Annotated in this window: 19 protein-coding genes; 14 read left to right on the top strand and 5 right to left on the bottom strand. The window is 41.5% G+C overall.

Annotated features, from left to right (window positions below; translation table 11 throughout):
- Positions 1-32: 32 nt before the first annotated feature.
- On the bottom strand, positions 33-1,865 hold the full coding sequence (locus ACFSKL_RS02565) for an ABC transporter ATP-binding protein (protein ID WP_376883260.1): 1,833 nt from the start codon (positions 1,863-1,865) through the stop codon (positions 33-35).
- Positions 1,866-2,296: 431 nt separating this feature from the next.
- On the opposite strand from ACFSKL_RS02565, the gene ACFSKL_RS02560 reads away from it, so the two are divergent.
- From ACFSKL_RS02560 to ACFSKL_RS02545, 4 genes are all read left to right on the top strand, one after another.
- Entirely contained in the window at positions 2,297-3,298 is a 1,002-nt protein-coding gene (locus ACFSKL_RS02560; RefSeq protein WP_376883258.1) for a hypothetical protein, read from the top strand.
- A 26-nt stretch (positions 3,299-3,324) separates the two neighbouring features.
- Positions 3,325-5,889 carry a hypothetical protein gene (locus ACFSKL_RS02555; RefSeq protein WP_376883256.1) on the top strand — a complete coding sequence of 855 codons (2,565 nt, stop codon included), beginning with the start codon at positions 3,325-3,327 and terminating at the stop codon, positions 5,887-5,889.
- Positions 5,890-6,598: 709 nt separating this feature from the next.
- Positions 6,599-9,919, top strand: coding sequence for a SusC/RagA family TonB-linked outer membrane protein (locus ACFSKL_RS02550; RefSeq protein ID WP_376883254.1), 3,321 nt, complete (start codon positions 6,599-6,601; stop codon positions 9,917-9,919).
- Between the two features lie 29 nt (positions 9,920-9,948).
- Complete coding sequence (locus ACFSKL_RS02545) at positions 9,949-11,523, top strand: SusD/RagB family nutrient-binding outer membrane lipoprotein (RefSeq protein ID WP_376883252.1); 1,575 nt, start codon at positions 9,949-9,951, stop codon at positions 11,521-11,523.
- Positions 11,524-11,607: 84 nt separating this feature from the next.
- On the opposite strand, the gene ACFSKL_RS02540 is transcribed toward ACFSKL_RS02545, so the two are convergent.
- A complete protein-coding gene (locus ACFSKL_RS02540; protein ID WP_376883250.1) occupies positions 11,608-13,299 on the bottom strand; it encodes a hypothetical protein in 1,692 nt (563 codons plus the stop codon).
- Between the two features lie 211 nt (positions 13,300-13,510).
- Between ACFSKL_RS02540 and ACFSKL_RS02535 the strand changes: the two genes are divergently transcribed.
- From ACFSKL_RS02535 to ACFSKL_RS02490, 10 genes are all read left to right on the top strand, one after another.
- On the top strand, positions 13,511-13,756 hold the full coding sequence (locus tag ACFSKL_RS02535) for a type B 50S ribosomal protein L31 (protein WP_376883248.1): 246 nt from the start codon (positions 13,511-13,513) through the stop codon (positions 13,754-13,756).
- A 73-nt stretch (positions 13,757-13,829) separates the two neighbouring features.
- Entirely contained in the window at positions 13,830-15,029 is a 1,200-nt protein-coding gene (locus ACFSKL_RS02530; RefSeq protein WP_376883246.1) for a GlmU family protein, read from the top strand.
- Positions 15,030-15,038: 9 nt separating this feature from the next.
- The gene (locus ACFSKL_RS02525) at positions 15,039-16,178 is read left to right on the top strand and encodes a DNA polymerase III subunit (RefSeq protein ID WP_376883244.1); all 1,140 of its coding nucleotides are present in this window, start codon (positions 15,039-15,041) and stop codon (positions 16,176-16,178) included.
- 2 nt (positions 16,179-16,180) lie between these two features.
- Positions 16,181-16,612: an ATP-dependent zinc protease family protein gene (locus ACFSKL_RS02520; protein ID WP_376883242.1), complete on the top strand. Its 432-nt coding sequence runs from the start codon at positions 16,181-16,183 to the stop codon at positions 16,610-16,612.
- Complete coding sequence (gene rimK, locus ACFSKL_RS02515; protein WP_376883240.1) at positions 16,609-17,517, top strand: 30S ribosomal protein S6--L-glutamate ligase; 909 nt, start codon at positions 16,609-16,611, stop codon at positions 17,515-17,517. Before ACFSKL_RS02520 ends, rimK begins: the two co-directional genes overlap by 4 nt.
- Positions 17,517-18,452, top strand: coding sequence for a hydroxymethylbilane synthase (gene hemC, locus ACFSKL_RS02510; protein ID WP_376883238.1), 936 nt, complete (start codon positions 17,517-17,519; stop codon positions 18,450-18,452). The genes rimK and hemC overlap by 1 nt, the downstream gene beginning before the upstream one ends.
- Positions 18,449-19,285, top strand: a complete 837-nt coding sequence (locus tag ACFSKL_RS02505; RefSeq protein ID WP_376883236.1) for a peptidylprolyl isomerase — start codon at positions 18,449-18,451, stop codon at positions 19,283-19,285. The genes hemC and ACFSKL_RS02505 overlap by 4 nt, the downstream gene beginning before the upstream one ends.
- A complete protein-coding gene (locus ACFSKL_RS02500) occupies positions 19,272-20,207 on the top strand; it encodes an SDR family oxidoreductase (RefSeq protein ID WP_376883234.1) in 936 nt (311 codons plus the stop codon). Before ACFSKL_RS02505 ends, ACFSKL_RS02500 begins: the two co-directional genes overlap by 14 nt.
- Before the next feature lie 39 nt (positions 20,208-20,246).
- Entirely contained in the window at positions 20,247-21,647 is a 1,401-nt protein-coding gene (locus ACFSKL_RS02495) for a sodium-dependent transporter (protein ID WP_376883232.1), read from the top strand.
- A gap of 237 nt (positions 21,648-21,884) precedes the next feature.
- Complete coding sequence (locus ACFSKL_RS02490) at positions 21,885-22,469, top strand: porin family protein (protein WP_376883230.1); 585 nt, start codon at positions 21,885-21,887, stop codon at positions 22,467-22,469.
- Between the two features lie 62 nt (positions 22,470-22,531).
- On the opposite strand, the gene ACFSKL_RS02485 is transcribed toward ACFSKL_RS02490, so the two are convergent.
- The 3 genes from ACFSKL_RS02485 to ACFSKL_RS02475 all read right to left on the bottom strand — a co-directional run bounded on the left by ACFSKL_RS02485 (position 22,532) and on the right by ACFSKL_RS02475 (position 25,894).
- Complete coding sequence (locus tag ACFSKL_RS02485; protein ID WP_376883228.1) at positions 22,532-23,671, bottom strand: galactokinase; 1,140 nt, start codon at positions 23,669-23,671, stop codon at positions 22,532-22,534.
- An 11-nt stretch (positions 23,672-23,682) separates the two neighbouring features.
- Positions 23,683-24,753 carry an aldose epimerase family protein gene (locus tag ACFSKL_RS02480; protein ID WP_376883226.1) on the bottom strand — a complete coding sequence of 357 codons (1,071 nt, stop codon included), beginning with the start codon at positions 24,751-24,753 and terminating at the stop codon, positions 23,683-23,685.
- A 115-nt stretch (positions 24,754-24,868) separates the two neighbouring features.
- Positions 24,869-25,894 carry a LacI family DNA-binding transcriptional regulator gene (locus tag ACFSKL_RS02475; protein ID WP_376883224.1) on the bottom strand — a complete coding sequence of 342 codons (1,026 nt, stop codon included), beginning with the start codon at positions 25,892-25,894 and terminating at the stop codon, positions 24,869-24,871.
- Between the last annotated feature and the right edge of the window lie 19 nt (positions 25,895-25,913).

Here is a 25,913-nt window from a genome sequence, read left to right as displayed (position 1 = left end):
ATCTATTTTTTCGGGATTCGCCTCTAAATATACTAAACAGACTGCATTGTGGAAAGTTTCTTGTAAATACCTTCCTGCATTATCAATTCTTGGTGTGTCCCTCGTTGGACAATCTCCCCTTGTTGGACTACCAAGATCTCATCTGCATGCTGGATTGTGCTTAAGCGATGGGCTATCACCAAAGTTGTCCTATTCGTCATAAGCTTTGTCAAAGCCTCTTGCACAAGAAGTTCAGATTCCGAATCCAGTGCCGAAGTCGCTTCATCGAGAATCAATATAGGTGGATTCTTCAAGACTGCCCTTGCTATGCTTATCCGTTGTCTCTGCCCTCCCGAAAGTTTGGACCCCCGCTCCCCTATGGAAGTATGGTAACCATTTTCTAGCTGGGCTATAAATTCATGTGCATTCGCAATCTTTGCAGCTTCCATAACCTTGTCTTCCGAGATACCTTCCAACCCAAACGCAATGTTGTTGAACACAGTGTCATTGAACAAAATGGATTCTTGAGTCACAATCCCCATCAATGCCCTCAAATCGGACAATCCTATCTCCCTCAAATCAACACCATCAATACGAACTTTCCCCCGTGTGGGATCATAGAATCTTGGCACTAGATCTGCAATGGTAGATTTCCCTCCACCCGATTGGCCTACCAATGCAATTGTCTTTCCCTTTTGGAGATCGAAATTGATGTCTTTCAACACATCCACTTTCTCATAACCGAAGAATACCCCTTCAAATGACACGCAATTTTCAAAGGATTTGACCTCTTTTGGATTGGCTACATCCTTGATTTTACTTTTCGTATCTACTACTTTGAAAATCCTCTCGGCAGATGCCAGCCCCCTTTGGATGACACTTGCTGCCCTAGATATCTCCTTGGCAGGATTCAGTACTTGGGTAAAAATAATGATATAGGTTATAAAATCACTAGCGCTCAAATCGGAACTGTTGTTCAAAACCAAAGCGCCGCCATAGAGCAATATCCCTGCAACTACCGCCACCCCCATAAACTGGGAAATCGGAGATGCCAATTCATTTTTCTTTGCCATTGAAATATTGACATCAGAATAATAATCTGTCTCTTTGTCAAATTTATCAATTATATATTTTCTTGCCCCAAACGCTTTGATGACACGCATTCCCCCAATGGTTTCGTCCAAGATATTCACTATCCTACCCAATGACTCTTGGCTCTCCACCGCTTTTTTCTTTAGTCTTTTGGTTATCCCGCCGATAATTGCCCCAGATATTGGAATTACCAAAATCGTAAATAGGGTCAATTTGACAGACATAAAAAACAAAACACCAAAATAAAGCAAAATCGTAGCAGGCTCCCGAAACACAACCCTCAGGGACTGGACAACACTGTTCTCCACCTCTTGGATATCGTTGGTCATCTTGGACATCAGGTCTCCTTTTCTTTCGCTCGAAAAATACCCGATATGCATCTGGGTAACTTTACCAAAAATATCCATCCTCATTTTTTTGATCACTTCGGCACGCACCTTTGCCAAAACTACTCCGGAGAGGTACGAAAAGAGATTTGCCAAAAACACAGAAACTACGATGATTATACAGACATATACAAGTGTTCCAAATTTCCCAAACTCCTCAGAAATCTGTAAGAAATAGTAGTTGAACAAATGCATGAAGTATTCAATTGACAATGAAAACTCCGGTTTCACCTGATACTTCAAGACATCCACCGGACCTCCCTGCTCAAAAATCACATCAAAAAGCGGCTTGAGCAGAGTGAAATTCAAAAGGCCAAAAATTATCGCCAAGAGCGTGTAGAGTATATAAACAGGTATAAATCTTCTAAAGGGTCTTGCGTAGGATATTATTCTAAAATAGGTATGCATGTAGGCTGATGAAATTTCAAGACCGCAAGGTAATTAATTTTACACACTCTTTGACTGTCTTATGCACTCTTGATACTCTTCCAATCCAAATATCGACAAAAAGTAAGAAATTGAAACAGCATACCCCATCTCCAGAATATCGGCAAATGACGTCTATGGTGACACAAGCGTAGAATTATTGCTTCTACTTCCCAGCCCTCAACTTTCTTCCGGCTACAGCTAACCAAAATAAACCAAACCCAATAATTCAAGCGCTTTTGGGCTATAATGCGGATATACATCCCCCATCTTCACAAAAGAAAAATTAATCGACAGCAGTCTACAATTCCAATTGGATAAAAAGTGTATTTTTGGGGAAATTTAGTTGGTGGTATTGCCCTATCGGAAAACCAATCTAGGTTCAGAAACCCAAATAGAGTAATTTTTAAAAGATGAGAAACTTGATTGATCGGCATCTTTGGTGTTTAGCCGTGGTTGTGACAGCTCTATGCTCTTGCAGCAAATCAGAACCGCACGCCACAGATTTTTATTATTGGAAAAGTGAATTCAAAATCGGCAATACCGAACGAGAAATTTTTGAGACGCTCAACTCCAACAAACTATACGTCCGGCTATTTGATGTAGATAAAGAAGGTGCCAAGCCCAATCCAAAAGGTATCATCAATTCATTCAGCCCAGACTTGCTTGACACAGAGTACATCCCTGTAGTCTTCATCACCAACCGGGTGTTTTCGGGTCTTTCGATGGAAGAAAACCAACAACTGGCAAAAGATGTCTGGTCACTTACCAGCAACATCATTTCCAAAAACAATCAAATTCAGTTCAATGAAATCCAAATAGATTGTGACTGGACTTCAAGTACAAAAGAGTCTTTTTTCACTTTTCTACGCACCCTGAAAACTGTCTCGGAAAAAGAAGTCACCAGTACGCTTCGTCTACACCAGGTAAAATACAAAGAAACTACCGGCATTCCCCCTGTAGACAAAGTATATCTAATGGCTTATGCCACGTCCAACCCAATTGAGGACTCTGAATTGAATTCCATATTGGACCGTGGGTTACTGGAAGATTATTTACAATCCATCAATGAATACCCACTGAAATTCGACATTGCACTTCCTCTTTACTCTTGGGGAGTAGTGAGCAATCACCTGGGGAATAAGAAGTTGATAAACGGGGTAAGCCACGAGCACTTGGAACGCAAAGAATACAGAAAGCTGGGATCCAGCACCTATGAAGTACTAGAGGATGTGTTTTTGCGTGGAATTTGGTTGAATAAAGGATTCCTTATAAAAGTAGAAACGATAACACCAGAATTGCTTAAGGACACAAGAGCCTATCTGAACAAAAAAGTCAAAGAGCCTTACAACATCGTATACTATCATCTCGATAGTTTATTTACCCAAAGGTTTGCCATTGATGATTTAAAATAAACAAGTATTTGATTGACGATCGAATTATGAAAAACATATTGTTGATTACGCTATTTCTTGCCTGCACCTATATATCCGAGGCAAATCCACTCAAAGCACCTGCATCATTTTGTGCCGGCGGATGGGGTGAAGATTATTACTACTACAATCTATTTTTGCAAGAAACAATGGGTGAACCCCAGTACGAGCCATTTCTTCTTACTTATGAATCTGCGTATTATTCCCGCAACGCAAACCAAGATGGGCAACTTCCAATCTTAAATGAGAACATTGAAGAATGGCAAGAATATCTTGGAATCAGCTATGAAAATGCACATTACCTGGTATTCAAATCTTCCCGTGAAGACATCAAATCCTTGATCCAAGGAAAAACCATAGGCACTTCCCAATTGGACTTTGTAGACGCTTCTTTTATCAAAAAACACAAGCAAGCATTACTGTACCTTTCTTATGCAAAGTATCTGGAACCTTATATGGCAGTAAAAAGTACAGGATACAACTATTGGGGCGACCGCCCAGAAAACAATGTATCTGAACTTGATTACGAAACAGTCACCAATGTACTTGAGCGCAGTTGGAAAGCCGAAAGCGATAAAGAATTGAAACTTCGCTATGGCTACCAACTGGTTCGTTTTGCGCATTACAACTTGAGATTTGCCGAAGCTATTGGCTATTTCGAAACACATGTGGAAAGCCTAAACCACCGCCCCATCATGTATTATTATGCATTGGATCAAAAAGGAGGGGCAGAACGCGGTATAGGAAACCATATGCAGGCATTGAATGACTTTTTTAAATTTTTTACCCATACCAAAAACAAAAAAGAACAAGCTTACAGCTCTATGCGGGTCACATTCGATCTTGATTTTGAGACCTTGCTGAATTCAGCCAAGACCATCCAGGAGAAAAACGACCTCTACTTGCTGCTCGGCTACAGGGACTTCAACAACCCGATAGCTGCTTTTGACAAAATCATCAACAATGACCCTAATGCACCACAGGCAAAAGTGCTCATGGCCCGTGCAATCAACCATCTGGAACGTTCATTTTTGCCAACAGAATACTATTGCCCATATGACAATCCCAATTGTCGGGAAGGTGTATCAGACCTCAGGATTCCTTTGGGAGCGAGCACGCAGTCCATCTCATTTTTAGACCAAACGCTTGAGGCTTCTTTGAACCAGACGAAAAACACTGACATTGAGGATGCTGATTTTTGGCATCTCACCTCTGCTTGGCTCTACTTCATCCAAAAAGACAACATCGCTTCCAAAGCCCAACTGGACTTAGTTAAACAAGCCAAATACCAGTCGCAAAAAGACAAACTGGAGATGCTGCTTGACATAGTAGGGAAGCCTGTGATTACCTCCGATTTTGAGGAAACACTGGTGAATCGTTACAAAATCTTCAATGATCCCCAAGGCTACGAAAGAGATTCCTATTCTCCTTCTACAAACGATTTTATCATTGATGTACTAGCCAACCGCTATCTCTTGCAAAAGGATTATGCCAAAGCATTCCTATTGCAAAATTCCATCTTAAATTTAGAATACAACCCTGACTTAGCGCTTATGGAAGCGATAGAGGAATTGTATTACAAAAAAGAAAAAAATGTTCTGGAGCAACATTTGATGACAGCTATCACTCCGAAGCATTATGACTACAACACCCGGAAATATGTCAATGACAAAACTTTCGATTTCCCAGTGTACATAGCCTTTGTCAAGGGCAACACCTTGCTACGCCAAGGAAAGGCCAAAAAAGCGAAGGAGCAGTTTGAATTGGTACCAGACAACTACGCAAGGTTCAAAGACTCTTACAACCCAAACACACAGCAATACGATCCTCTTCATGAAGCGTTTTACAATGGTTACGCCAATGTACCTGCAAGCATTTTTGGATACAACCGTATAGAGTGCTTTGAATGCCCTGAAGACTTACTAATTGGTGAAACCCAAACGGCAATAGAGTCAGAATATTTGGATAATTTCCCATATATCAAACTTATGATGAATAAGGGAGAACTTGCTTCGGCCGTACTTCAGCTGGAAAAAGATGCAGGCAAAAAAGGGGAAAAAGCAGCGAAAGCCAATTACCTGCTGGGCAATTTCTATTATAATACGACTACGATTGGCTATTACCGTCATATCCTGGCTTTTGACAGCTCCAATGGAAACGGCAGTAAGTACAGCAACTATCAGAGCTGGGGAGGCCAATACATAGTCCAGAAACCAAGCTATCCATTATATTTCAAAAATTACGGCTTCAAGGCATGGTTTCCAGACAATTTCCACTTGCCTTTGGAACATTTGGACAAAGCGCTAAAACTTGCCAAAGATGATGAATTGAAAGCACAGATACTCTTCGCTGCCGCCAAATGCGAACAGGGCATCTTTTACAGTACGCAAGATGACGTTGACCTGAACAATTTGAAATCTTTGAATTATCAAGACAGACATAACAAACGCATAGAAATAAAGAACACACGTTATAGAGCGTATTTCAAAAAATTGAAAACCTATGACCATACAGCGTTCTACGAAGAGGTGAAAACCTATTGTAAGTATTTTGAATATTACAGCACCAGATAAATAATTAAGGATCTTCTCCGGAAACAAAAAGGTTTTCGGGGAAGGCTTTACTTTTTGATCATCATAAATACTGGCTGTCTCTTTAAAATCCTGATTATACCATTTTTGAACCTTCCCCTAAATATTAAACACGCTATTCAAAGCAAAAAAGGTTATCTCATAAATGCTATATCGATCTCATGCCTTAAGATAAAGTATTGACATTTGAGTCAACCAGTTCAGTAAAGTCACCTAGATTCCTCAAAAAGCAGGGTGACAACCCGGTTTGTCGACTATGCTATTTTTTAAAAAGCCACACATTGACCTTGTTTCACTTCAATATTAGAGAAACAACAAAAATCTCTCTTTTATCTTTATTTAGTTAATGAAAATTATAAAATAACAACATATCTATAGGTAAAAATTAGCACATAATAAACCAACTTAATTAAAAAAAGAAACAAAGAATAAATAGATACACAATTTTTTTAACATATTTTATTTGATTAAGTTTTTGAATTTTATAGATTTAGACCGCAGATTATCTACAGCAACTCAGAATAAACCCAATATTCAACACATTTTAACAATTAAAATCTGCTAGTTGTAATCCTAACTATAGATACAACCAAATATTATACTGTACAAAAACCTGAAAATTCTGAGCGACATGGCATATAAGACACCAAACATGCCACTTTAAACAAGTTTTAACTATCTATTGAAAATTATGAGAAAAATTTTACCGATTGCATTCGTCTTGATATGTATATTGGGTCATATAGACCCAGTGTTTGGTCAAGAGCGGGTAGTAAGGGGCATCGTCACTTCTAAGACAGACGGATTGCCTATGCCAGGAGTGTCAGTTCTGGACAAATCCAGCCGATCTGGAACCGTCACAGACATTGACGGCAAGTATTCACTTACTGTAGGACCAAATTCGGTTCTAGTCTTTTCGTTCATTGGATTTACGATGCAAGAGATTCAGGTTGGTAACCAATCAGAAATCAACCTCCAACTTGATGAAGACACAAGTGAACTATCAGAAGTCGTAGTAACAGCATTTGGTATGGCTAGGGATCAAAAATCCCTTGGCTATGCAACCAGTGTCGTGAAATCTGAGGATCTAATCAAAGTGGGCACCCCCAATTTTGGAACAGCACTATATGGTAAGGCTCCGGGAGTAAGAATCCAATCTGGTGCTGGTGGAGCAACGTCGGCTGTGAATATCCAAATCCGTGGCATAAACTCCATAACAGGTAAAAGCCAGCCGCTGATAGTACTGGACGGTGTGCCTATCCGAAATGAAGAAGTAACCAACAACAATTACTGGGAAGATCAGCGATTGAGAGGAAATGGACTTCTGGACATCAACCCAGAGGACATTGATAACATCTCCATACTAAAAGGTGCATCAGCAGCTGCTCTGTATGGTTCAGAAGCTGTAAATGGAGTGGTATTGATTACAACCAAAAAAGGGGAATCCAGAGGCAATAAAATGGCTGTTGACTTCAACTCCAATGTGTCAGTAGACAATATAGCTTATCTACCAAGATACCAGAATGTACGCGGACCTGGCATGCCACAGCGTATCTTGGATCTAGGGCAAGCCGCTGATGGCTTTAACTATACAGAAGACGGGATAAGGACAGTCCCAAATACCAACAACAACTTCGGACCAGTGTTTGACGGCAACCCAATGTTGACATGGGACGGCGTCACAAGGCCTTATGAAGCCCAGCGAAACAATTATGCCGCGCTATTCAACAACCCAGTCAGCTCACAGGTAAATGTGTCCATTGCAGGCAATACCGACAAAGCGAATTTCAGACTTTCCCTGACACGTCAGGACAACGAATCCCTGAGTCTTAACTCCAAAAACAGCAAAAACATCGTCAACATCAATTCCAGCTATCAGGTCAACAAAAGGTTAAAAACGGATTTATTGGTAAATTACATCAATCAAAATACAAAGAACCGTCCCTACTCTATCGATCGTATGATCAACAATTTTGGAGGTATGATGACTCGATTTGACAATGGCGCTTGGTATTTTGACCGAAATCAAACAAGTAGAGGCTACCGATATGTGACTGGCAATGGTGAAAGCTTGACTCCGGATGAGAACATCCCATCAGGCCAAGGATTTATGGATGCTATCGGTGACTATGTCTGGAGGGTAAACAACCACCGGTCAACAGAACTAAGTAACAGGGTAATTGGGAGCTTGACAAATACTTTCATCATTACGGATGATTTGAACATAAGGGCGAGAATATCTACTGATTTCACCAACAGGTATTCTGAAGACCAGAATGCAACAGAAAGACCTCTCGCATTTGGCCCTTCAGGGTACTTTGGGATGGAAGCCGAGACCTTCAACATCCTCTATGGTGATATCATGCTGAACTACAGCAAATCATTAACCGAAGATGTGACTTTAAGTGCAATGGTGGGATATACTGGACGCCGCGAAAGTTACACGAGTATTGGCAGAGGTACAGCGGGTGGCCTAAGTACAGAGAACCTATTCGACGTAGTTGCTTCTGCGGACATTCCACAAAACAGCTCAAATAGAACCTTCAGCATCCTGGAAGCTGCTTTCGGGACACTTAACCTTGATTACAAAGGAGTTTGGTTTGTAGAAGGAACCATTAGAAGAGACAGGATCTCCACGATGATCCCAAACAACAACACATTTTATTACCCATCTGTAAACACCAGTTTTGCTATTTCGGATGCGGTCACCCTACCTAATTTCATCACCTTTTCCAAGTTGAGAGGTTCTTGGGGTATAGTGGGCAACTACCCAGAGGTATACGGAGCAAACATAGCCTACACACAAAATTCACTGGGTACCCAACAGCCTGGAGGCAGCAATGTGCTCTATACAATTATCCCCTCGGAATTTGGAAACGACGGAATTGTACCCGAACAAAAACATGAGTTTGAGTTCGGTCTGGACACCAGGTTGTTCAACAACCGTTTTGGCATTGATCTTTCCTATTACAATGCGCAAATCAGAGACCAAATTCTACCATTGACTTTACCAGCAACCTCTGGAGCTAGATCTGTACTGACCAATATTGGGACCTTGAGAAATTCCGGAATCGAGCTATCCTTGAATGGTGACATCATCAACAACCAAAATTTTGGATGGAATGCCACCTTGAATGTAGCCAGAAACATCAACAAAGTAGAAAAACTCGCGAATAATGCCACCGAACTTTTGCATGCAGACTATGACGGAAACGCAGCACAACTTCGCTCAGTAGTAGGCCGTCCAATGGGGGACTTCTATGCCAGACCTATTGCGACTGACGACAATGGCAACAAGATAGTCCAGGCAAATGGCCTGCATCGAATAGATGATCAAGCTTGGATTCAAGTAGGGAATGCCATGCCTGATGCGGTAGGTGGTATCATCAATGATGTTAGGTACAAAAACTTCTCCCTTTCCGCAGTAATGGATTTCCAGATAGGCGGAAGTGTGATGCCTACTGGGATCAACTGGATGATCAGCCGTGGTCTGACAGAAGAAAGTCTCAACTACATGAATGAAGAACGGGGAGGATTGGCTTATTATCAAAATGAAGCCGGCCAGGGTATCCAAGTGCCACATTCTACCGCTCAAGGTCCCAACGGAGAAACCATCTACCATGATGGTATGCTGATGGATGGGGTAACTGCAGATGGATCTCCTAATACCAATGTAATCTCCCAGGCACTTTATTACAATAGAACCTACAACTGGGGAGGACCTCAATACAGCCAATCAAGGTATGAATTGTACATCAAGGATAATCATTACATCAAAATGAGAGAAATATCCGTGAGTTATACAGTCCCTCCACATTTGGCTTCCAAAATCGGCACTTCCAATTTAAACATCTCTGTGTTTGGAAGAAACCTTTTCTTCCTCTACAGAAACATCAAAGACTTGGATCCTGAAGTCTTGACAGGTGGGTCCAGATGGACTCAAAGCTTGACAAGCGCAGGCACGAATCCTGCCACCAGGTCATATGGGGTAATGTTAAGAGCACGATTCTAGCCCTTGGGTTCACTAAAACTAAAATCATCATGAAAAAAAATAGATTAATCCTTTACTTAACAACGCTCTGCATCTCTATGAGCTGTTCGGTTTCAGACTTTGAAGACAACTACACTGACCCCTCCAAACTAGACCGTACCAATGTAGGAAAACAATTTACAGGTATGATTTATTCCAACAGGGAATATGTGTTGCCTAGCTACTGGGATTACTATGTAGTCAGGAGAATCACCTCAAACAGATATAGCCAAGCTGTAGGTTGGATAAACAATGAAAACCAATACATCCCGGGATCAGCTGCCGTAGGAGATCGCTGGAATGCTTATTACAATTTCCTAGCCCAATTCAGGGAGCTTGAAAAAGTATACGATGAGCTGCCAGAACTAGACAAACCGAGAAACCGGATTTTCATCATTGCTGGCAGTACCTATTTCTATGACCAAACCCAGCAGGTAGTGGACTTCCATGGGGACATCCCTTGGTCCGAAGCTGGTATGCTGAGCAGCAACAGTGGAGATTATACAAAATCATATGCTGGTTATGACAAGGCAACTGCCATCTACACAAAAATGTTGGATGACTTGGCTGGATTTGCCGATGAAATTCATGGAATGGAGCTTAGTGCTGATGTACAATCTATCTTCGATACGCAAGACTTGATCAACCGGGGAGATTTGGATTTGTGGAAAAAATACATCAACTCACTTAGGCTGAGAATACTTACGCGTGTAAGTGCTACAAGTGAGTTTGGGACAAGGGCAAAAGCAGAAATCAATGCGATTCTTTCAGACCCTGTCAAATACCCAATAGTTACAGAAAATGCTGACAATGTTCTATTCAGAATCCACTCTTTGGGTACTTTATTGGAATCAAATCAGTTCCAGAGAGGCTTGGAAGACGATAATGGAAACTTGGCTGGAAAAAAAATAATAGACCATATGCTGGCAAACCAAGACCCGCGACTATCCTATGTTTTCGAACCGGGACTGGAATCGGATGGCACTTATTTGGGACTAGACCCAATGATGAATCCAAACCAGCAAAATGAATTGGTGCTTACCCAGACTTTGGCGATATACAATCGCTCGACCATCAGTAGAAACCAGTTCTTTCCAGGATTGGTCTTCACTGCTCCAGAAGTCCATTTGCTTGCAGCGGAATACTATCTAAAAGAAAATCAAGACGCCATGGCGAAGCAACATTACGAAGAAGCGATCAAGAAGTCAATCGAATTCTATGTATACCTGAGAAGCATCAGCAACAACTCACTTGCTCCTGCCCCTGTTGCCCCTACTTTGGCTTCGATCAACAACTACCTGGCCATGGACGAGGTGGCTTGGGATGGCGCCGCTGACAAACTCGCTTTGATTAGCTACCAGAAATGGTTGCATTTTAATGTGGTTCAACCAAATGAAAACTGGCATGAAATACGGAGACTTAAAAAGATGGCATTGGACTTTTGGGTTGACAACAACAATCAGCAGAGTCTACCACCTTCTCGCTGGATGTACCCAGGATCAGAGCAAACTTATAATGTGGAAAACTACTCCAAAGTCCAATCGGAAGATAAGTTGAACAATAAGCTGTTCTGGGACGTCAACTAGGCATATTATACTTCACACAAAAAAATGAAAAACACCTCTCAGGATTTCGAGAGGTGTTTTTTTTGTTGCCAAGAAAAAAAGAAATCAATAATTAAAATCCTGCCTTACGATATTCAATCTCACACCAAGCTGTGTGAAATTATTGACATCTGGTGAATCCAGTCCCTGTGCAGTTCTTCTTCTATAGCTATGGCTCAAGTCCAAATACAGATTATGCTTGAGCATATAGCTTGCATTGAGCGTTCCCATGGCGACTTTATTCTCCACACCTTGACCTATCACATGTCCGAAGAGTCCCAAACCTGTATTAGTGACCAACCTGTTCTTAAGAAGGTCTCCTCCAAAATTCACTTCTTCACTAGGATCGGCACCAAAGAGCTGATAAAACGCAGTGGCATTCAATGACAATCTTGGCAGTGGCTGATATCTTACAATTGTAACAAACTCCCTGAAATTTGCCCCTCTTGGATGGGTCAAGGGAGTTCGGTAGTTATCAAATGCCTGGTACTCGAATTTCTCCTGATAGGTATATGGCCTAGCTTGGTTGTATTCCAGTTGCAAGTCAAGATTTGAAATCTTGAAGACATTGATGTACTTATAGCCCAGTTGGATGGCATGTTTATTTCTTCTGGAATTTTCCCCATCCTTTCCAAAAAACTCATTGAAGACAAATTCATCAAGCGCAAATTGTCCATAGAGTTGCATTCCCGGAGTAAAGTTCCATTTGCCATCAAACCCCAACATGACTTTATCCGGTGTACCCAGTTGATGTTCTACCCATCTATAGAAAATGATAGGGTTGAGGTAATTCCAATCAAACCTGTTGGCCATTACAGATTCAAAAACGCCTATATTTAGTTTTCTACCCAAATTAATCCCCAACCGGTGGTGTGAAAACCATTTTTGGGGATACCTGCCATCTGTTGGCCTGCCTCTATTATATATCACATCCGCAGTCATTTGTGACCATAGGTTGGTTAAGTTGAACTTCCAGATTTTGGTATTCAGCTTGAAGAACACATAGGGATTGGAAAAATCCGACAAAACCATGGACCGATAGCCTTCACCAATGAAATTCCTGTCATGGCCAAACTGTGCTTCTATGCTTTTGCTTATGTTGAAAGTGAGATGTCCCATCGCAGAAAAGTAACCATAGCCTTCAGATTCATATTCTTTCCAAAAACCTTCCCCTGGCACTGCCCCATTGTGGGCCGCATAGGTTTTTACCCATGACGGAAAAACTGTTTGTGTGGTAGTCAAATACGTGTAGAAGCCGATTTTCCTATCAATACTCCCCCTGATTTCGATCCCCCGTGTATTCCTGAACCTAAATGCATCATGCCCTTGCTCCCTCCCACCGGAAAGGTATAAAACAGGATTGACATGGACATCAAAAACAGAATCCCTGTAATGGAAGAAGTCTGATTGTTTTCTGTACAATTTTCCCAGCAGGGGCTTTTTCGATTCACCAGCTTCCCCAACTCCAAATTCCCAATTGTCATTTCTGAGAAATTCCAAGTTAAACCCATCTACCACACTGCCCGCCCCCCCCTTGGACAAAGTATCCCCAAGATAATCCTCCAAGTATGAAACTATCCGGTCTCTTCTAAAAGGCTTGACACCCGTATGGAACACGGGGTTCATCTCACCATTCAGGATTTCATAGCGCTCAATCAAATGGTAGTAATCCCTATTAAATGGAACATAAGCCCCCTGAGCCAAAGCCCCTTCAAAGAAAAGACAGGATAAAATTGCCAGCAGAAAAAACTTTTTCATATGATACATTTATAGCTTAACTTTGTAAATCTATAAAAAGCCATTAAATATTATTGGTCTCTTGCGCCTTTTTTAAAGGTCTGATGGCGATAATTTTGACTAATCGACAAAAGTTCGAAATAAATTCGGCAATTTGATTTGGATGGTTTTTCAAAAAAGAATAACTTTGCGCTCTATTTGAAATAAGGCATCTAAGAAAAATAACAATAAAATGAAAAAAGATATTCATCCAAACTACAGAGAAGTGGTATTTTATGACACTTCAAGCGAATATAAGTTCATAACAAAATCAACTATCGAAACTTCTGAGACTATTCAGTGGGAAGATGGAAAAGAGTATCCTCTTTTCAAGATTGAAGTTAGTTCTAATTCCCACCCATTCTACACTGGCAAGAAAATGCTATTGGATACTGCGGGTAGAGTTGAGAAATTCAACAGAAGATACGCTAAGAAGTAATCTTCAGCTTCCACATAGGAGTTTAAAAAGTCTCTTGGATTTGTTTTCCGGGAGACTTTTTTATTTTTGTGGCATGGACAATATTATTTTATTCGACGATGCCGCCATCCGCGGTTCTTTGCTACCTTTTACCTTTACCCGACCGATCGCAGATATCCGTGTAGGAATACTCAAAATCAGTGAAAAGTGGGAGAAATATTCAGGTATCAAGCCGGGATTCATCACACAGGATTATTTGGGCAAAAAATTTGGCTACATCAGCAGTGATGCCATTATCATCAATGGAGCTGTCTGTCCTACCATAGAACTTTGGGAAGCAATCATTGCCTTGGAAACACACCAAGCCCTCTGGTACAACCAGACTTTGCTGGCAGTGAAATCGGACAAGCCTTCCGCTTTCAGCCAAGACTCCGTAAAGGAAAAAACCAAGGTTGAATTCTCGGGGAATTTCACATTGATCCAAAAAACCTGGAATATATTTGAATTCAATGCACAAGAGATCAGAAATGATTACAGCATAATCACTGGGGGGAGAAAATCAATCGGTATCAGCGACCCTAACACCATTGTCTATAATGAAAGCCAGATTTTCGTAGAAGAAGGTGCCATAATCAAAGCCGCTGTCCTCAATGCCGAGAATGGACCAATCTACATTGGTAAAAATTCCGAAATCCAAGAAGGCGCTTTGATCAGGGGGCCATTTGCACTCTGTGAGGGATCTACTGTGAATATGGGAGCTAAGATGCGGGGAGACACCACCGTGGGACCACACTCCAAGATAGGAGGGGAAGTCTCTAATTCTGTCATCTTCGGATACAGCAACAAAGGACATGATGGGTTCATGGGTAACTCGGTGTTGGGCGAATGGTGTAACCTTGGAGCAGACACAAATACATCAAACCTAAAAAACAACTATGCTTCCGTAAAAGTATGGGATTATATCAAAGGGGGATTCTCAAATACAGGGTTACAGTTTTGCGGTCTGATGATGGGAGACCATTCCAAATCAGGGATCAACACCATGTTTAACACAGGTACTGTAGTGGGAGTTGGCGCCAATGTATTTGGAGATGGCTACCCCCGTAATTTCATCCCTTCTTTTTCTTGGGGTGGGGCAGCAGGGTTTACGACTTTTCAGGTAAGAAAATTCGAAGAAGTCGCCACTGCAGTGATGAAAAGAAGAGGGCTGGAATATGACGATACAGAAAAAGAAATCATTCAAAAGATTTTTGAATTGACAAAGCATTACCGAATTTGGGACAAAACACTTTAAGCGACAAATATGCTATTTTCATCCATTCCCGGACTCCAAGAAGTAAAAGACAGAATCATCCAATCTGTCCAAAACAACCATTTGGCACATGCATTACTTTTCCATGGACCGGAGGGGTCAGCAAACCTGCAGATGGCCTTGGCGCTTTCGACTTACCTGCATTGTGAATCCCCAACTGACTCCGATGCTTGTGGAAATTGCCCATCATGCCACAGGATGGCAAAATTGGTACATCCAGACATGAACTTTGTAGTACCCACCCCCGGGGAGGAAAAAGATGATGATGACAAAAAAAAGAAAGTTGATTTTATCGCTTCGTTCAGGGACTTTGCTTTAAAAATAGGATATGGAAATGTCTCAGACTGGATTTACCACAATGGAATTGACAAAAAGCAGCTGAACATCTCACGGGGAACGGCAAGAAATATATTGAGAACCATCTCTTTGAAATCATTTGAAGGGGGGTACAAAATCATGTTGATCTGGGGAGCTGAATACATGAATACACAAGCTGCCAATTCCCTTTTGAAAGTATTGGAAGAACCACCTGAAAAAACGCTCTTTCTACTTCTCACCACGCAACCTGAACAATTACTCACCACGATCCTTTCCAGAACCCAAAAGGTGATGGTCAGGGCGTTTACAGATGAGGAAATCAAGGAGCATTTGGTGACCGAGGGAATGTGCACCAAAGAGGCTTCTGAACAAATAGCGCCACTTGCTGACGGGAACATGCGTGAAGCTTATCGCCTGGTAGACCAGGTACAGGATGAAAATACCGCCCAAATCAGAGATTGGTATAGATTGTGCTTCACTTTGAAAATCGGGGATATTTTAAAACTTTCGGAAGATTTTGCCAAGAAAGACAAGGAAGCCCAAAAATCCCTCTTTCTAAGTGGCTTGAATGTACTTAGGGAAGTAATCCTAAGCAAGTCCCAACTTTCCGGACTGATGCGTAGCGTACCCCAAGACAGAAGCTTTATAGAAAACCTGGGCTTACATGTCCTTGATGAGGAAAAAATCTCCAACATGTACACCAAAATGAACCAGGCACATTACCATTTGGAAAGAAATGCCAATGCCAAGATTTTATTCACAGACCTATCGTTTCAATTGGCAAGGATTATGCGTAAAAAAACCAATGCATGACCATGAAAAAAATAATAGGAAGAAGGGAAAGGATCACTTTACCGGATTGGAAATTGAAAATGATATTGGCAAAAGTCGATACAGGTGCCTATACCAACTCCATTCATTGTTCCTATTTGGAAGAGAAGGAAGTCAATGGGAAAATGATCCTTTGCTACAAGGTCCTTGCTCCTGAGGACAGGAAATTCAAAGACATTATCCATCAGACAAATGATTATACGCAGAAGAAAGTAAAAAATTCTTTTGGACAAGCCGAAATCAGGTACAAAGTGAGCACAAAAGTGATTATGTTTGATGAAGAATTCGAAGCGGAGTTCACACTTACAGATCGGTCTAAAATGAGGAACTCCATACTCTTAGGCAGAAAGATGATTCAAGGGAGATTTTTAGTAGATGTGTCACAAGTTAATTTATCCCAAAAATCATCCATATGAAAATCGCAATATTGTCAAGAAACTCACACCTTTATTCCACCAAGAGGCTTCACGAAGCTATTCTGGCAGCTGGACATGAAGTAGTGACCATCGATCATTCCCTTTGTGACATTATCATAGAGCAAGAGGGCCCTTCCATTATATACAAAGGTGAAAAAGTCCTTGGGGTAGACGCAATCATCCCAAGAATCGGAGCATCAGTCACTTTCTATGGCACAGCTGTAGTTCGCCAATTTGAATTGATGGGGACATTCTCCGCGGTAGAGTCACAGGCGATTGTCAGAAGCAGAGACAAGCTGAGAAGCCTTCAGATACTTTCAAAAGCTGGACTAGGCATGCCAAAAACAGCTTTTACCAATTTTTCAAAAGGCGGTGAAAAAACCTTGATTGAACATGTAGGCGGAGCTCCACTGATCATCAAACTCTTGGAAGGAACCCAGGGGCTGGGTGTGGTATTGGCAGAAACAAAAAAAGCAGGCCAATCGGTAATTGAAGCATTCCATGGTTTGAAAGCACGGATTATTGTGCAAGAATTCATCAAAGAAGCAAAAGGTGCCGACATCCGGGCATTTATTGTCAATGGCAAAGTCGTAGGCGCCATGAAAAGGCAAGGTGCAGAAGGTGAATTCAGATCCAACCTGCACAGAGGCGGAAAAGCTTCCATCATCAAGCTATCTAGGGCAGAAAAGGCTGCGGCACTTGGTGCGGCAAAAGCCTTGGGGCTCGATATTGCTGGAGTAGACATGCTCCAATCATCCAGGGGGCCGCTCATCTTGGAGGTCAACAGCTCACCAGGACTTGAAGGAATAGAAAAAGCAACTGGAATAGACATCGCCGGAGAGATCGTAAAATTCATAGAGGAATCAGTATCCAAAAAAATCCCAAAAAGAAAAATCAAAGAATAATGCAAAATATCAAAATAGGTACCCGGGGAAGCAAATTGGCACTTTGGCAAGCCTATCATGTTGCAGATTTATTGAATGCCCATGGCATATCCAGTGAAATCGTAATCATCGACACCAAGGGGGATAAAATCCTGGATGTATCCATTGCCAAAATCGGAAGCAAAGGCGTATTCACCGAAGAATTGGAAGACCAACTGGTAAGTGGAGCCATAGATATCGCTGTGCACAGTGCCAAAGATATGCAATCATCACTTCCCGAAGGCTTTGAGATCATTGCCTTCACCGAAAGGGAAAAAGTAAATGATATCGTCCTCAGCCACAAGCCTGATATAGATTACAAAAACAGTAACAAGCCGTTGGTGCTGGGTACCTCCTCTACCCGAAGAGTAGCTACTTTGAAACATTTTTATCCACACATACAGACTGTAGAAGTAAGGGGAAATCTCCAAACCAGAATTGCAAAAATGGAATCCGGGCTTTGCGATGCACTTCTACTCGCTTATGCAGGGGCACACAGAATGGGTTATGATGATTTGATCCGACATGAACTGTCTCTGGATGAATTCACCCCTGCTGTGGGCCAGGGAAGCGTGGCAATAGAAGCTGCTGCCTCATTGGATCCGGATGTGAGGAAAAAAATCATTTTGGCTACACACCATCAGGAGACAGGTTATAGGTTGACAGCAGAAAGATCATACCTACGAGTCCTCGAAGGAGGATGTAGCATACCTGTTTTTGCTTTGGCCACTTTGGAAAACGATTCTTTGGCAGTCAAAGGAGGAATCATCAGCCTGGATGGCAAAGACAAAATTGTACACCAAGTTTCCGGGAAGCCGGAAGAAGCAGATATCCTCGGAAAACTTCTTGCAGAAAAGGTATTGACATCAGGAGGGGATACAATATTAAAGAATATAAAAGCTACACTAAACAAATGAAAACTGCCCAAAACCTTTGGACGATACTCCTTTGCATAGCAATGATCAGTTGCTCTGTAGAAAAAGATTACCTAGTCAAAATAGAAACCCGGCATGGCGACATGTATGCCTTGCTTTTCGACGAAACCCCAAAACACAAAAGCAATTTCATCAAACTTACTGAAGATGGGAGGTTTGACTCAACCCAATTCCATAGAATAATCAAAGACTTTATGATCCAGGGAGGTGATGTATTTGGAAAAGAAAATCTCCCACAAAGTGACTGGTACACTGTGCCTGCTGAAATAAACCCAAAGTTCATCCACAGCAAAGGGATGATAGCAGCAGCAAGGTTAGGCAATAATGCAAACCCCGAGAAAGCGTCAAGCGGCTCGCAGTTTTATATTGTCCAAGGGAAAGTCTATTCGAAACCTGAACTGGTGACAGATATGCGCCTATTGGGACAGAAGTTCAACCAGTACATTGGATTGGAAAGCAATAAAGAATTGAGGGAAGAATACATGAGACTCTATGAAGCTAGAGAATACGACTCCCTCAATCAAATCATGTTGGAAACCAAAACACAGCTTGAGGACTTCTACAATGTAAGTCTTGAGAAAAAAATGACCACCCAACAAATCAAAGCCTACACTTCTGTAGGTGGTACCCCACACTTGGACAACGAATACACAGTGTTCGGGAAAATCATCAAGGGATTGGAGGTCATGGACGCTATCTCAAATGAAAAAACGGCATCCCAAGACAAGCCAATAGAGCCTGTATACATGAAGGTGAGTGTCTCCCACATGAACAAAAAGAAAATCACTAAGGAATTTGGCTATGACTTTGAGTAATCTGAAAAAAAAGAAAATCCTGATCACTGGAGCTAATGGGCTCTTGGGTCAAAAAATTGTCCGGCAAATTCTTGACGAAGGGATTTTTGATGCCATCCCTAGTGGTCTTGGGGAATGTAGGTTGCCCGAGGAGTTGAACATAAGCAATTGGCTTACACTGGACATTCGGAAAAAGGAGCAAGTGATGTCTAAAATCGGAGAGCTAAAACCCGACTTCATCATCCATACCGCTGCCATGACGAATGTGGACCAATGTGAAAGTGAAAAAGAAGCATGCAAGACACTGAATATCCAAGCTGTAGAAAACCTGGTTGAAGCTTCTGAAAAATACAATTCCCACCTGATTCATTTATCTACGGATTTTGTTTTTGATGGAGAAGGAGGACCTTACACGGAAGAGGCAACCCCTAACCCTATCAACTTTTATGGCTGGACCAAACTGGAAGCTGAAAACACCATCCAGGCGTCCAACATCAAATGGTCAATTGTAAGAACTGTATTGGTCTATGGAATCGCCAATGACATGAGCAGGTCCAATATTATCCTTTGGGTAAAAGATTCATTGGATAAGGGGAAGTCGCTCCAGCTGGTCAACGATCAGCTCAGGACACCGACATTGGCTGAAGACCTGGCGGCCGGGTGTCTCCTGATTGCCAAAAAAGAAGCTGTCGGAATCTACAATATTTCGGGTAAAGACTTACTGACCCCATATGAAATGGCAATAGCCACTGCCGAATACTTTAATTTAGACAAATCCAAAATAAAGGAGACTAATTCACTGGCATTTACCCAAGAAGCCAAGAGGCCTATGAAAACCGGATTTATCATCGACAAAGCGATCAATGACCTAGGCTATTCCCCGAAAAGTTTTATGGACGGAATTGGTATTTTGGCAAAACAACTTAAATTAGCCAATTATTAACAATTCTATAATCTAACTAAAACTAATTATTCGAAAGGTATGGCAGTTAATACTGACACTGAAGGCAGAGGTCAATGGGGCTCAAGTCTAGGATTTATAATGGCAGCAGCAGGGTCGGCTGTAGGATTAGGTAATATTTGGAGATTCCCATACATCACTGGTGAGAATGGTGGAGGCGCATTTGTGTTTGTCTACATCCTTTGTGTGATTCTAATTGGCATACCTTTATTATTCAACGAGCTGGCAATAGGTAGACTTACCGGGAAAAACCCAATAGGTGCTATGAAAATTGCTTCCAAGAATAAATTATGGATGACTCCAGGGATTATGAGTGTAATAATCTGTTTTATGGTGTTGACTTATTACTCTGTAATAGCGGGATGGACCGTTGGCTACATCATCACGGAATTGGTAAACATCCCTGTTGATTTTGCTGTATTTATCCGTACCCCCGAGTACATAATCCCCCTCACGTTCTTCTTTATGATCATCACCATTTTGGTTATACTTGGAGGTGTGTCAGGCGGAATCGAAAAAGCTTCTAAGCTGTTGATGCCAGTTCTATTTGTTCTGATCATCCTCATAGCTGGAAGAAGCGTGACATTGGAAGGGGCAGGTGAAGGGATCAAATATTACCTACAACCTGATTTTTCCAAAATAAATGGCGGTGTGATCTTAGCAGCATTGGGACAAGCATTCTTCTCCATGAGTGTAGGCTGGGGTCTTATGGTCACTTACGGTTCTTACTTGCCAAAAAGCTCAAATTTGGTAAGCAGTGGCATGTGGATTGGCGCCATTGATAGCTTTGTAGCCCTACTTGGTGGACTGATGATATTCCCGGCGGTTTTTGCCCTTGGACTAAAACCAGACGAAGGACCTTCCTTGGTATTTAAAATTTTACCACAGGTATTTGACCAAATCCCCGGTGGACAAATTATTGGCGCATCATTTTTCCTATTGCTGATGGTTGCAGCTTTGACATCGACCATTTCGATGCTTGAAGTTCCTGTTGGATATCTGATAGATGAAAAGAAAATCTCAAGAAAAAAAGCAGCTTGGGGAGTTGGTATCGCAGCCATGGTTATTTCCATCCCTGCTATTTTGAGCTCAATTGACGGAAATTTCTTCAGTACCGTTACCATGAAAATTGGATCAATCTCAAAAACAGGCTGGTTTGATATTATGGACTGGACTTTTGGGACTTTGGCAGTGACTGTTCTCTGTCTTTTGTTTGCAGTATTTTCGGGATGGTCGTTCAAAACAAATGATCTGGTAGACGAAATAGCAATTGGATCTCCAAATTTCAAAAAGAATATCATATTTGGTTTGAGTGCCGGAAAAATCTGGGTATTCTTCATTAGATTCATTTGCCCATTGGTAATTGGACTTGTTTTATTGAACCTATTTGGTGTATTTGGTGAGCCTGAAGCAGGCGGATAATCAATAAGATCCAAAAGAAATAAGCGGGGCATTTTGAAGCATTTCAAGATGTCCCGCTTATTTTTATATACATTCATAAGTTTTTTTGGTATTTTTAATGATATTAGACCTTTCACCTCGTAGATTTGTAGCCAACTATTTCAATTCCATAAACTATTGTGATTGAAAAATTCGTTATACACCATGAATAAGACTTCCTTTACAAATGTTTTATTTATCCAATCTAAAACCGGACTTATGAAAAATCCAATCATATTTATTCTCGTCTTCCTGTTGGCAAACTCCCTTCAAGCCCAAGATTTCTCTATAGGCCCTAAGTTCGGAGTATCCCAATCCACCATAAAAGTGAATGGTGATGGCTATCAATCAGGAGAAGATAGATTGGGATACCATATTGGTGCATTTGTCCGAATGGGAGGTGCTTCGATATTTGTACAACCGGAATTTCTGTACACAAACACGGGAGGATTTATAATCGACGAAAACAACAATGCAACAGTAGAAACAAATTTCAATAGGCTTGATATCCCCTTGATGGTTGGTTTCAAATTCGTGAGGTTTTTCAGGATCCAGGCAGGTCCTATTGCAAGTATTTTATTGGATCAGTCATTTGGGGATGATCCCATTGCCGCAACCCAAAACATCGATTACAAGAGTTCTACCATCGGCTACCAAGCAGGTATAGGATTGGATATAGGCAATTTGATTTTAGACGCAAAGTATGAAAGCTCACTGGGAAAAATAGCCAACAGTGTTGCCGGATTCCAAACAGACCAAAGACAAAACCAATTAGTATTGTCTGCTGGGTTTAGGTTGTTCTAGTAGATTTAGAAAAAAAGGGGGCGGAATATTTTAAAATTCCGCCCCCTTTTTTTGTTTAAACTTTACAACAGCCCCGTTCCCTCTTCAGGGGAGACTATATAGAACTTTGGAGATTTATTGAATTTCCTTTCATATGCTTCCGACACATCTTTTTGAAGTTGCCCAATGATATCTTCGTGTACAATATTGATAGTACAGCCGCCAAAGCCTCCACCCATCATCCTACTCCCCAATACACCCGAAACCTCTTTTGTATAATCCACCAAAAAATCCAGCTCATCACAACTCACTTCATATAACTTACTAAGTCCTTCATGCGATTGGTAAACTTTTTCTCCAAAACCTTCCAAGTCCCCTTTTGATAGCAAATCACAGGAATCCAACACCCGCTGATTCTCCTCAACCACAAATCTACATCTATCATAAACGACACTTGGCAAATCCAACTGCCCGAGCAAGTCCAGGCTAACATCCCTCAAGTCTTTGATGTCCGATTGGATTTGTTTTGCTGCACTCACACCTTCCTCACACTCCAACCTTCTTTGATTGTAGGCACTGTCTGCCAATGAATGCTTCACTTGTGTATCTATCAGCAAAATTTTATATGCCCCTAAATCAATTGGGAAATAATCAAATTCCAATGTTCTACAATCCAGCCTTATGGCATGGCTTTTCTTCCCCATGACAGAGGCAAATTGATCCATTATACCGCACTGTACCCCTGCAAAAGTGTGCTCTGCTTTTTGTGCATAATGTACGATGGATTTCTTTGGGATATTCAACCCAAACAACTCCGACAAGGCAAACCCAACTGCACATTCCAAAGCTGCAGAGGAAGACAAACCAGCCCCCACGGGTATATCCCCACCAAAGACCATATCAAAGCCTTTGACGGCATACCCTGCCTGCTGCAGCTGTGAGACTACGCCCATGACATAGGTGGCCCAATGCCCTTTCTTAGGTGAAAATGATGCTATATCAAAAGAAAACTCTTCCTTAAAATCAACTGAATATATCCTTCCAATCCCGGAATCATTTGCAGCAATTGCCACTACCATTTTCTTGTCAATGGCAGCCGGCAACACATAGCCCCCGTTGTAATCTGTATGCTCACCGATCAAATTAATCCTCCCTGGAGAATATACCAACAATGGCTCTTTGCTGAATAAATCGATGAAAGTACTTTTTATTGATTGATACATGGTTTTGAGTTTTATTGGGCTGAAAATTTAAAAATGGATTTTGACGAAAAGACTTCACCAGGTCTTAAAACTACGGACGGGAAATCTTTTTGGTTGATGCTATCCGGAAAGTGCTGTGTTTCCAAGCATATGGCAGCATGCTGCTTATACGCTACATCACCTTTCCCCCTAATGTTGCCATTTAGGAAATTTGATGTATATACCTGAACACCCGGTTCTGTGGTAGTAAGCTCCAACAATCTCCCACTTATGGGATCGTATAGGCTGGCACATTTTTCCTGGACATCAAAAGCAAAGGAATGGTCTATCCCGTTTCCAAGCTTGATTTGCTCGTGGTTTTGGTGGATAGCTACTGAAATTTCCTTTGGGTTTGTGAAGTCAAATGGGGTGTTTTCTACAGCTGCCAATTCTCCAGTCGGAAAACTATTTTCATCAATTGGCAAAAAACGACTTGCCTCCAATCGCAATGTATGGTCCAGAATAGACTTGGAAAAGTCTCCGCCCAAATTAAAATAAGAATGGTTGGTTGGGTTCAGAATAGTCGCTTTATCCGTAGTCCCGCGATATTCTATGCTCAACTCCCCTTCTGGATTGACACTATAAATCACACTAAAATCTATTTCCCCAGGGTAATCCCCACCTTCTGGACTTTTCAACGAAAACTCAACACCTATAGCACTATCATGGTTGATAGGTTTTGCATTCCATACTTTTCTGTCCCAACCTTCTTTTCCCCCATGGAGATGTATTTTCCCTTGGTTGGGTTCCAGTTTATAGGTCACACCATCCAATTCGAATTGGTTTCCCCTGATCCTACCTCCAACTCTCCCTATCGTAGATCCCAGATAGCAATAATTTTCTTGGTATTCTTTCTTTTGGTATCCTGCAAGGTCATCGAATCCAAGCACCACATCTTCCATTTTTCCATTTCTATCGGGCACATACAAATGGGTCAATGTGGCTCCAAAATCCATAATCGAGGCTTTTATCACCCCTGGGATTTCTATAGTGTACAGTTTTATTTCTTCACCATTTGGTGTACTGCCAAATAGTTCAGCGTTCAGAACAGGTTTGATAAGCATTATTTTAATAGGTTTGAATGCTAAAAATAAAGGCTGAAAATGTAATTACCCAATACTTTGGCAAATTGATTGATAATTATTGATTTTCAGTCTTTGTGCAACCGTAAATTTCAGATTACTTGATTTTCAATGTGGAATTTCTCGCGATCAGGGTTGTGCCCAAAACAAAAGATTTTGGTTCATCAGAAACAATATCATCCAGTTGGTCCAAAAGATGGTTGGCTGCAATTTGCCCCATTTCATATCCCGGCTGGGACACAGTTGTCAGCGCCGGTTCTACCACCGAAGATGTCGGGTTGTTGGTAAATCCAGCCAAAGCGATTTCTTCCGGAATCTTGATTCCTTTTTCTTTCAATATCAACATCACATCGACAGCCACAGGATCTATCATTGCAAATATTGCATCTGCCCGATCCTCCTCCTCCAATATTTTATAAGCAATTTGCCTATTGGACTCTTCATTAAGGTCAGACACATACACCCGGCTTTCATTTTCGGAAATCCCATATTCAGCCAATGCCTTCAAGTACCCTTCTTTCCTCTTTTTGCTGATGTATAAGTCTTGCGGACCCGATATAAATGCAATTTTCCTACAACCCTGCTCCAGCAGGTGATGTGTCACCTGATAAGCCCCATGGGCATCATCTACGGTAACTCTTGACACTGGAATTTCTTCAGTAACCCGATCAAACATGATGAACGGAATCTCCCGATCATAAAGATCCTGCAGGTGTTGATAATTTTTGGTCTCCCTACTGAGGGATATCAACAGGCCATCTACTTGGCTTGCCACAAGAATCCTGATATTGGAAATCTCTTGTACATAGGACTCATTCGATTGGCAAATCATCACATTATAGCCTCTCTTATAAGCGGTATCTTGTATTCCTGATATATTGCTTGAAAAAAAGTGGGATGTCAGCTCAGGCACAATTACCCCCAGCACTTTGCTCCTACTGATCCTCAGACTTTGCGCCAATAAATTTGGCTGATAATTCATACTTTTGGCCATTTCCACGATACGTTGTTTTGTATCTGGATGCAGCTCTGGGGAGTCTTTCAATGCCCTGGAAACTGTGGAGACAGAAACGTTGAGCTTCTTGGCAATCTCCTTCATGGTTACCTGATGGCCTCTTTTCATTGACTGTATTTTGGTTAAG

It is taken from the genome of Belliella marina, from assembly GCF_042682445.1.
Classification (GTDB): Bacteria; Bacteroidota; Bacteroidia; order Cytophagales; family Cyclobacteriaceae; genus Belliella; species Belliella marina.
Note: the sequence above shows the minus strand (reverse complement) of the source record. Positions and strands in the feature narration are given on the sequence as shown.